Annotated in this window: 10 protein-coding genes and 1 pseudogene; 6 read left to right on the top strand and 5 right to left on the bottom strand. The window is 65.1% G+C overall.

Annotation, left to right across the window (positions count from 1 at the left end):
- The 4 genes and pseudogenes from EOA24_RS43170 to EOA24_RS21280 form a co-directional block, all read left to right on the top strand.
- Positions 1-108: pseudogene (locus EOA24_RS43170) on the top strand (heme ABC transporter ATP-binding protein CcmA); the annotation flags it as partial.
- Positions 109-301: 193 nt separating this feature from the next.
- Positions 302-967 carry a heme exporter protein CcmB gene (gene ccmB, locus EOA24_RS21290; protein WP_126080437.1) on the top strand — a complete coding sequence of 222 codons (666 nt, stop codon included), beginning with the start codon at positions 302-304 and terminating at the stop codon, positions 965-967.
- A gap of 218 nt (positions 968-1185) precedes the next feature.
- Positions 1186-1353, top strand: coding sequence for a heme exporter protein CcmD (gene ccmD / locus EOA24_RS21285; RefSeq protein ID WP_126080438.1), 168 nt, complete (start codon positions 1186-1188; stop codon positions 1351-1353).
- Positions 1350-1928 carry a DsbE family thiol:disulfide interchange protein gene (locus EOA24_RS21280; protein WP_126080439.1) on the top strand — a complete coding sequence of 193 codons (579 nt, stop codon included), beginning with the start codon at positions 1350-1352 and terminating at the stop codon, positions 1926-1928. Before ccmD ends, EOA24_RS21280 begins: the two co-directional genes overlap by 4 nt.
- 156 nt (positions 1929-2084) lie before the next feature.
- Here the strand turns inward: EOA24_RS21280 and EOA24_RS21275 are convergent, their stop codons facing one another.
- Positions 2085-2249 (bottom strand): hypothetical protein, encoded by a 165-nt coding sequence (locus EOA24_RS21275; protein ID WP_245467316.1) that lies wholly within the window; start codon positions 2247-2249, stop codon positions 2085-2087.
- Between the two features lie 293 nt (positions 2250-2542).
- On the opposite strand from EOA24_RS21275, the gene EOA24_RS21270 reads away from it, so the two are divergent.
- Complete coding sequence (locus EOA24_RS21270; protein ID WP_126080440.1) at positions 2543-3463, top strand: SMP-30/gluconolactonase/LRE family protein; 921 nt, start codon at positions 2543-2545, stop codon at positions 3461-3463.
- A gap of 159 nt (positions 3464-3622) precedes the next feature.
- Positions 3623-3829, top strand: coding sequence for a 4-oxalocrotonate tautomerase family protein (locus EOA24_RS21265; protein ID WP_042645446.1), 207 nt, complete (start codon positions 3623-3625; stop codon positions 3827-3829).
- 192 nt (positions 3830-4021) lie between these two features.
- Here the strand turns inward: EOA24_RS21265 and EOA24_RS21260 are convergent, their stop codons facing one another.
- The 4 genes from EOA24_RS21260 to ftsY form a co-directional block, all read right to left on the bottom strand.
- Positions 4022-4555, bottom strand: a complete 534-nt coding sequence (locus EOA24_RS21260) for an NADPH-dependent FMN reductase (protein WP_127256899.1) — start codon at positions 4553-4555, stop codon at positions 4022-4024.
- 36 nt (positions 4556-4591) lie between these two features.
- On the bottom strand, positions 4592-5212 hold the full coding sequence (locus tag EOA24_RS21255; protein ID WP_127256901.1) for a pyridoxamine 5'-phosphate oxidase family protein: 621 nt from the start codon (positions 5210-5212) through the stop codon (positions 4592-4594).
- Positions 5213-5278: 66 nt separating this feature from the next.
- Positions 5279-5935: a septation protein A gene (locus EOA24_RS21250; RefSeq protein WP_126080443.1), complete on the bottom strand. Its 657-nt coding sequence runs from the start codon at positions 5933-5935 to the stop codon at positions 5279-5281.
- A gap of 63 nt (positions 5936-5998) precedes the next feature.
- Positions 5999-7336: a signal recognition particle-docking protein FtsY gene (gene ftsY / locus EOA24_RS21245; RefSeq protein ID WP_127410040.1), complete on the bottom strand. Its 1338-nt coding sequence runs from the start codon at positions 7334-7336 to the stop codon at positions 5999-6001.
- Positions 7337-7479 lie beyond the last annotated feature (143 nt).

The raw sequence follows: 7479 nt of genomic DNA, 5'->3' as shown, positions 1-7479 counted from the left end.
GGGCTGATGCGGGGCCATCTGCGCGACGGTGGGATTGTGGTGGCGGCGACGCATCTGCCGCTGGGGTTGGAAGGGGCGCGCGAGCTGCAAATGAAGGTAGCCCGTTGATGTTTGCGCCAGGCCCCCCTCTCTGCCCTGCCGGGCATCTCCCCCTCAAGGGGGGAGGTCAGCAGTTCAGGCGCCCCGATGGCCTTGCCGCGCTGGAGATTGGCGAAGGCCGGGTTGGCATCCAATCTCCCCCCTTGAGGGGGAGATGGCCGGCAGGCCAGAGAGGGGAGCCTGGGCGCAGGCATGTCAAATCATGCTAGCCCTCTTCCTCCGCGACATCCGCCTTTCCATCCGCGCCGGCGGCGGGGCGCTGGTCGGCGTCATCTTCTTCCTCGCCGTCATCGTCACCATCCCCTTCGGCGTCGGACCCGACCTCAACCTGTTGTCGCGCATCGGCCCGGCGATCCTGTGGATCGCGGCGCTGCTCGCCTGCCTGCTCGGGCTCGATCGCCTCTTCCAGGCCGACCGCGAGGACGGCTCGCTCGATCTTCTTGTCCTCAACGGCGACCGGCACATGCTGGCGCTGACGGTGCTGACGAAATGCCTGGCGCACTGGGCGGGCAGCGTGCTGCCGCTGGTGGTCGCCGCTCCCTTGCTCGGCCTGTTCATGAACATGGAGCCGCTGGGCATCGGGGCCACGGCGCTGACGCTGCTTATCGGCACGCCTGCCATCACCTTCATCGGCGCCGCGGGTGCGGCGGTAGCCGTGGCGCTGCCGCGCGGCGGGCTGCTGATTTCGGTGCTGGTGCTGCCGCTCACCATCCCGGTGCTGATCTTCGGCGTTTCGGCAAGCTATGGCGCCGTCGCCGATCCGGCCCCGTTCCTGCAGCCCTTCCTCATTCTTGCCGCGCTGACGCTGTTTCTTGCCGTGGTCGGGCCGCTGGCGGCGGCGTTGGCGCTGCGACACGGGACGGATTGAGGCGACAAGGACGTTCATTTCGCTGCGGCGCCGAGACGATTGCGGGAAAGCCGCGGCGGGGCTAGACCAATCCGCGAAAAGCGCGAGCGGTTTTTCCGTCCGGAATTGCGTCAGAACAAGGAAATGGAGCGGATCACTGTCTCTATCAAACGGTGAAACGCTCAGAGGAAAGACATGATCGGAACGATTGGCATGGCGGAGAATGGGGAGCGGTCGACGTGAGCACGCACGCCCTGTTCGTCACCGCCGCCTACGCCATCACGGGCGTCGTGCTGACCGTGCTGATCGGCTGGATCCTGCTCGATCAGCGGGCGCGCAAGCGCGAACTCGCGGCGCTCGAAGCGGCCGGTGTGCGTCGGCGTTCGGACAAGGCCGTCAAGCCATGAGCACCGGGACCGAAGCGCCTGCGCCGCGCCGCCGCTTGTTCGTGCTTTTGCCGCTGCTGGTGTTCCTGGGACTGGCGGGGCTGTTCCTGTCGCAGCTTCTGTCGGGCCGCGATGTCGCCGAAATCCCCTCGGCGCTGATCGGCCTGCCGGCGCCGCAGACCAGTCTCCCGCCGCTGGAAGGGGTGAACCTGCCGGGGCTCGATTCCAAAAGTTTTGCCGGCAGGGTGACGCTCGTCAATGTGTTCGCGTCCTGGTGCGCGCCGTGCCGCGAAGAGCATCCGGTGCTGCTCGGCCTGTCGCAGGACAAGCGCTTCACGCTTACGGCGCTGAACTACAAGGACCAGCCGGAAAACGCCCGCCGCTTCCTCGGCGATCTCGGCAATCCCTATCAGGCGATCGGCGTCGACCCGGCCGGACGCGCGGCGATCGACTGGGGTGTCTACGGCGTGCCGGAAACCTTCGTCATCGGCAAGGACGGCAAGATCGCCTACAAGCATGTCGGGCCGCTGACACCCGACTCCGTGAGGACGCTGCTGTTGCCACAGATCGAGAAGGCCTTGGCGGCGCCGGGTTGACGCCACCTCATCCGGCCGCTTCGCGGCCACCTTCTCCCCGAGGGGGGAAGAGGTCGGCGCCGGCGCTTACCTGTTCCTCTCCCCCTCGGGGAAAGGTCGGATTGCCCCGAATTGCCCTTCGCAATTCGGTTGGCGGTCCGGGTGAGGGCCTGTCGCTCAGCCGTAGATCTGCTTGCGGATCTGGTAGAGCATCTCGGAACGGTCGGCGCGCAGATCGGCGAGATCGCGGCCGGACAGGTTTTCGATTTCGGCGACGAGGCGGTTGTACTGGCGGCGCTTGGCGATGCTGGCGCGAGCGCGGTAGACAAGATTGTCGAACATGACAGGGTTCCTTTCATGCCGCGCTGGTGCGGCCGGTTGTTCCTCCCTGACAATTGCGAGCATGACATAGGAATGGTGCGTTGCAAAAGAAAGATGTTGCAATGCACTATTGCAACCAGCGCATAGCCGGTTAACCGCGGGTAAGGGGCTCCTGCATCCGGCATGGCGGCCTTTGGCGCTACGCTTCACGCAGTTCTCATCCGTTTTGTCATACAAATTACAGGCCTGCCGTCTTGCCAGAATGGCCGCGGGCTGGCTTGATCCGTCCGTCACCTGATGCCGGGAGGAAACGCATGGCGGCCGCTGACTATTACGAAATTCTCGATCCGCGCTTCGCGCGCCTGTTCAACGGCAGCGCGCAGGTGGAAAAGCTGTTCACCGGATGCCGGTGGGCGGAAGGGCCGGCCTGGTTCGCCGCCGGCCGCTATGTCGTCTGGTCCGACATCCCGAACAACCGCATGCTGCGCTATGACGAGACCGATGGCAGCGTCAGCGTGTTCCGCCAGCCGTCCGGCAATTCCAACGGCAATACTGTCGACCGGCAGGGCCGGCTGGTGACGTGCGAGCATTCCGGCCGCCGCGTCAGCCGCACCGAATTCGACGGCTCGACCACCACCATCGCCGACAAGTGGAAAGGCAAGCGGCTGAACTCGCCCAACGACGTCGTGGTGCGCTCCGACGGCTCGATCTGGTTCACCGATCCGAGCTATGGCATCGACACCGACTATGAGGGCGACAAGGCCGAAAGCGAGATCGGCGCCTGCAATGTCTACCGGGTCGACCCGGAGACCGGCGATGTCGAGGCCGTCATCACCGACATGGTGCGGCCGAACGGGCTCGCCTTCTCGCTGGACGAAAGCCTGCTCTATGTCGCCGACACCGGCCGCACGCATGGCGAGAAGAACCCGGCGCATATACGTGTCTTCACTGTCGGCAAGCACGGCAAGAAGGTTTCGGGCGGCAAGGTCTTCGCCGACTGCACCGCCGGCCTGTTCGACGGGTTTCGGCTCGATTCCGACGGGCGCATCTGGACAAGTGCTGCCGACGGCATCCATTGCTACGACCCGGACGGCACGCTGATCGGCAAGGTCAAGGTGCCGGAAGTGACCGCCAACTGCGTGTTCGGCGGCAACAAGCTGAACTGCCTCTACATAGCCGGCACCACCTCGCTCTATATGGTGCGGCTGATGGTGAACGGGGCGAAGACTTTTTGAAGCTGTTCAAGGCGCTTCTTTGGCCTTTGCTGGCCTTTCTGCGCATCCCCGCAGCGCCCGCCGCGCTGCGGTTCCCGCAACCACCGCCATCCGCTTTGCCGGAGCGAATTGCCAAACCGCCGCCCGACGTCAACCGGCAGAACCCAAGGGGAGGACATCATGCCATTCGTCAACATCCGCATCGTCAAGGAAGTGATCGCCGCCGATCCGGCCGGCAAGAAGGCTGACATCGCCAAGAAGGTGACTTCGGCCATCATGGAGGCCACCGGGCTTGGCAACAACGATGTCTGGGTTGTGTTCGAGGAGGTCAACGCCCGCGACTGGTATGTCGGCAAGACCGATGTCGAGACGCTGCGGAAGGGGTAGCTTCTTCCTTCTCCCCTTGCGGGAGAAGGTGGCCTCGCGAAGCGAGGTCGGATGAGGGGTGTTCCAGCTTGGCGACGCCGTTTGTCCAGCGACGAGGTCGCCAATGCCTCACTTCGCTGGAACACCCCCTCATCCGTCTCGGCGCTGCGCGCCGATCCACCTTTTCCCACAAGGGGAGAAGGGGAAGACCGCTCATCGTTCGCGAATAAATCTTGCGAAACCCTGCACCGCCTCACGCATCGCCTGGCGGTTCGAACCCTCTGTCAGGATCGCCTCCATCTCCCCCGGCTTCTTGCCCAGCAGCGCGATCTCCAGCGCCGCCTCCTCATACAGCGCAAACGACATCGTCCGCATGATCTCGGCGAGCGCCGCCCGGGCGTAGAGCGAGCGGGTCGAGGCATGCACCAGCATCGCCGGCTTGCCGACGGCGGCGTCGCGCGACACCAGCCAGTCGAGCGCGTTCTTCATGCCGCCGGGGACGCCATGCGCGTATTCCGGGCAGGAGACGATGACGCCATCGGCAGGGGTGACCATCTCGATCAGGCGCGCCGCTTCGGGCGGCGTGCGCTCGCCCTCATCGTCGGGGTTGAAGATCGGCAGCCGGCCGAGCCCGTCATAGACCTGGACGCTACAGTCGTCAGGGGCATTGGCGGCCAGGGCGGCAAGCAGGGCCGAATTGGTCGACGCGGCGCGCAGGCTGCCCGATAGGGCGATGATCTCGATCAAGGGAGGCCCGGACGAAGAGTGAGTCGTCAGGCGAGGCTACCACATGGTCTGCCGGTAATCGTCGTCCAGCTCGCGGTCGATCTCGCCGGCGCTTTCTGACAGCGCCAGCTGGTCGCGGATGATCTGGCCGAGCGTCGGCAGCGTCGCGCGGTCGTACCAGGTCTCCGGCTTCCAAAGATCGGAGCGCATGAAGGCCTTTGCGCAGTGCATATAGGCGGCCTTGACCGTCACCACGATGACGCTCTGGGGCTCCTTGCCGTCGACCGCCAGGCGTTCGCGCAAGGTGGGATCGACGGTGATGCGGGCGTCGCCATTGACGCGCAGCGTCTCGTTCATGCCGGGGATCAGGAAAAGCAGTCCAACCGACGGGTTGCGGATGATGTTTTCCAGCGTGTCCAGCCGGTTGTTGCCGGGGCGGTCGGGGATGGCGATGGTGTTGTTGTCGAGGATGGCGGCGAAGCCGGGCTTGTCGCCCTTCGGTGTGACGTCGGCATTGCTGGCGCCGTCGGAGGAACCGATCAGCACGAAGGGGCTCTTGCCGATGAAGGAGCGGCAATGGCCGTCGAGGCTCTTCAGTTCCTTGCGGATCGAGCCGTCGGTCGGCCGGGGCGTCTTGTAGATCGTCCTCAGCTCGTCATGCGTGGTGAGAAATTCCATGCCGTCCCCCCTTATTCCGGCGCAATTCCGGACGGAAAACCGCGTCACACTTTTCCTGGAATTGCTTTAGTTCCCGGCCTTCTCTTCCTTGGCTTTTTCCTCGAGCGAGTGGCGCATGATCAGCGGCATCTGGCTGAAGGTGAACAGCAAGGTGATCGGGATCGTGCCCCAGACCTTGAAATATAGCCAGGTCGCCTCGGAGAAGTTACGCCACATCACCTCGTTGAGCACGGCCAGGAACAGGAAGAAAAGGCCCCAGCGGAAGGTCAGCTTGCGCCAGCCCTCGGCATCGAGCTGAAAGGCGGAATCGAAGACGTAGCCGAGCAGCGAGCGGCCGAACAGCAGCCCGCCGAGCAGGGTTACGCCGAACAGCGAGTTGATGATCGTCGGCTTCATGAAAGCGAAGGTCTTGTCCTGCAGGTAAAGCGCCAGCGCGCCGAAGACGAAGACGACGATCGCCGAGACCAGCGGCATCAGCGGCAGGCTGCGCGTGAGCAGCCAGGAGACGCCGAGCGAAAGCGCGGTCGCGACCATGAAGAAGGCCGTGGCGATCAGGATCGGCTCGCCGAGATGGGCAAGCACCGGGAATTTCTCGGCCAGCCACTCGCCACGGATGGTGGTGAAGAAGAACACCAGGCCCGGCCCAAGCTCGAGCAGGAATTTCAGGCCGGGGTTCATCGGCTTGCGGCGTGGATCGGACGGGTCGCGTTCGAGGATGTTCATAAAAACCCTTCTTGCGCATGATCTGGCCGAAAAGCGGGCGGCTTTCCAAGATCACGCCTTTGTTCAGGCGACGCCGGCGATCGCTCTGGCAAATTCGCTGGCCGAAAACGGTTCGAGGTCATCGACCTGCTCGCCGACGCCAATGAAATAGACCGGCAGCCGGTGCTTGGCGGCGATCGCCACCAGAATACCGCCGCGGGCCGTGCCGTCCAGCTTGGTCATCACCAGCCCGTTGACGCCGGCGACGTTGCGGAAGATCTCGACCTGGTTCAGCGCATTCTGGCCGGTGGTGGCATCGACCGTCTGCAGCACCGTGTGCGGCGCTTCCGGATCGAGTTTTCCGAGCACGCGCACGATCTTCTCCAACTCCGCCATCAGCTCGGTCTTGTTCTGCAGCCGGCCGGCCGTGTCGATGATCAAAACGTCGGAGCCGGCCTCCTTGGCCTTCTCGAAGGCGTCATAGGCGAGGCCCGCCGCGTCGGCGCCGAGCTTGGTGGCGATGACCGGCGATTTCGTGCGCTCGCCCCAGATCTTCAGCTGCTCGATCGCGGCGGCGCGGAAGGTATCGCCGGCGGCCAGCATCACCTTGAGGCCGCCATCGGTGAGCTTGGCGGCCAATTTGCCGATGGTGGTGGTCTTCCCGGTGCCGTTGACGCCGACGACCAGGATTACATGCGGCTTATGGCTGAGATCGAGCTCGAGCGGTTTTGCCACCGGCATCAGCACCTTCTCCACCTCCGCGGCCATCACGGCGCGGACTTCAGAGTCGGAGACGTCGCGGCCGTAGCGGCTGGAGGCGAGCGAGTCGGTGACGCGCAGCGCCGTCTCCACGCCGAGATCGGCGCGGATCAGCACGTCCTCCAGGTCCTGCAGCGTGTCCTCGTCCAGCTTTCGCTTGGTGAAGACGCCGGCAATGTTGCCGGTGAGCTCGCGGGACGAGCGGGCGAGCCCTTCGCGCATGCGCTGGAACCAGGAGCGCCTTGGCGCCGGCTCCGAAGTCTTTGCCGGCTCGGCTTTCTGCTCGACCTTCTTTGAGACCGTCACCTTGCCGGCGGCGGGAGCGGACCGCGGCTCGGGGGTCGGCTGCGAGGCCGGTGCAGGCCCTACCTCCCCCTCGATGGGGGAGGTCCCGAGCGCGGCTCGGGGGTGGGGGTGACTGGCGCCAGCGTCGGCGCTGTCACCCCGCCCCGCCACTTCGTGGCGACCCTCCCCATCGAGGGGAGGGTGGGGTGCTGGCTCCTGCTCGCGCGCCAGAATCTCCGGGGCGGCCTGATCGGCCTCCGGCTTCAGCGCGTCCAGCTGATCCCATTTGATCGGCGGCAGGGGCGCGGCCTCGTCGACGCGCTCCTCGACGACCTCCTTCTTGCCGAACGAAAATATCTTCTTGAAAAAACCAGCCATGCGTCTCGCAGTCTCAGGCGGCTTGCGCGGCAAGCGGGGCCGCAATCAGTCGGGCGCCGTCATGGCCGGTGATGATGGCTTCGACGATCTCGCCGGGCGCGCCGGTGCTAATCGTGGCCAACGTAAACCCTTCGGTGCGGCCG

This window comes from Mesorhizobium sp. M2A.F.Ca.ET.039.01.1.1 (assembly GCF_003998035.1).
Taxonomy (GTDB): Bacteria; Pseudomonadota; Alphaproteobacteria; order Rhizobiales; family Rhizobiaceae; genus Mesorhizobium.
The sequence above is the reverse complement of the archived record's forward strand: the minus strand, read 5'-3'. Positions and strand labels throughout refer to the sequence as shown.

Bases quoted from the DNA above. Each gene is read 5' to 3' on its own strand.
- ccmB (WP_126080437.1), top strand. From the start codon at position 302: ATGCTAGCCCTCTTCCTCCGCGACATCCGCCTTTCCATCCGCGCCGGC.
- EOA24_RS21280 (WP_126080439.1), top strand. From the start codon at position 1,350: ATGAGCACCGGGACCGAAGCGCCTGCGCCGCGCCGCCGCTTGTTCGTG.
- EOA24_RS21275 (WP_245467316.1), bottom strand. From the start codon at position 2,249: ATGTTCGACAATCTTGTCTACCGCGCTCGCGCCAGCATCGCCAAGCGC.
- EOA24_RS21270 (WP_126080440.1), top strand. From the start codon at position 2,543: ATGGCGGCCGCTGACTATTACGAAATTCTCGATCCGCGCTTCGCGCGC.
- EOA24_RS21265 (WP_042645446.1), top strand. From the start codon at position 3,623: ATGCCATTCGTCAACATCCGCATCGTCAAGGAAGTGATCGCCGCCGAT.
- EOA24_RS21255 (WP_127256901.1), bottom strand. From the start codon at position 5,212: ATGGAATTTCTCACCACGCATGACGAGCTGAGGACGATCTACAAGACG.
- EOA24_RS21250 (WP_126080443.1), bottom strand. From the start codon at position 5,935: ATGAACATCCTCGAACGCGACCCGTCCGATCCACGCCGCAAGCCGATG.
- ftsY (WP_127410040.1), bottom strand. From the start codon at position 7,336: ATGGCTGGTTTTTTCAAGAAGATATTTTCGTTCGGCAAGAAGGAGGTC.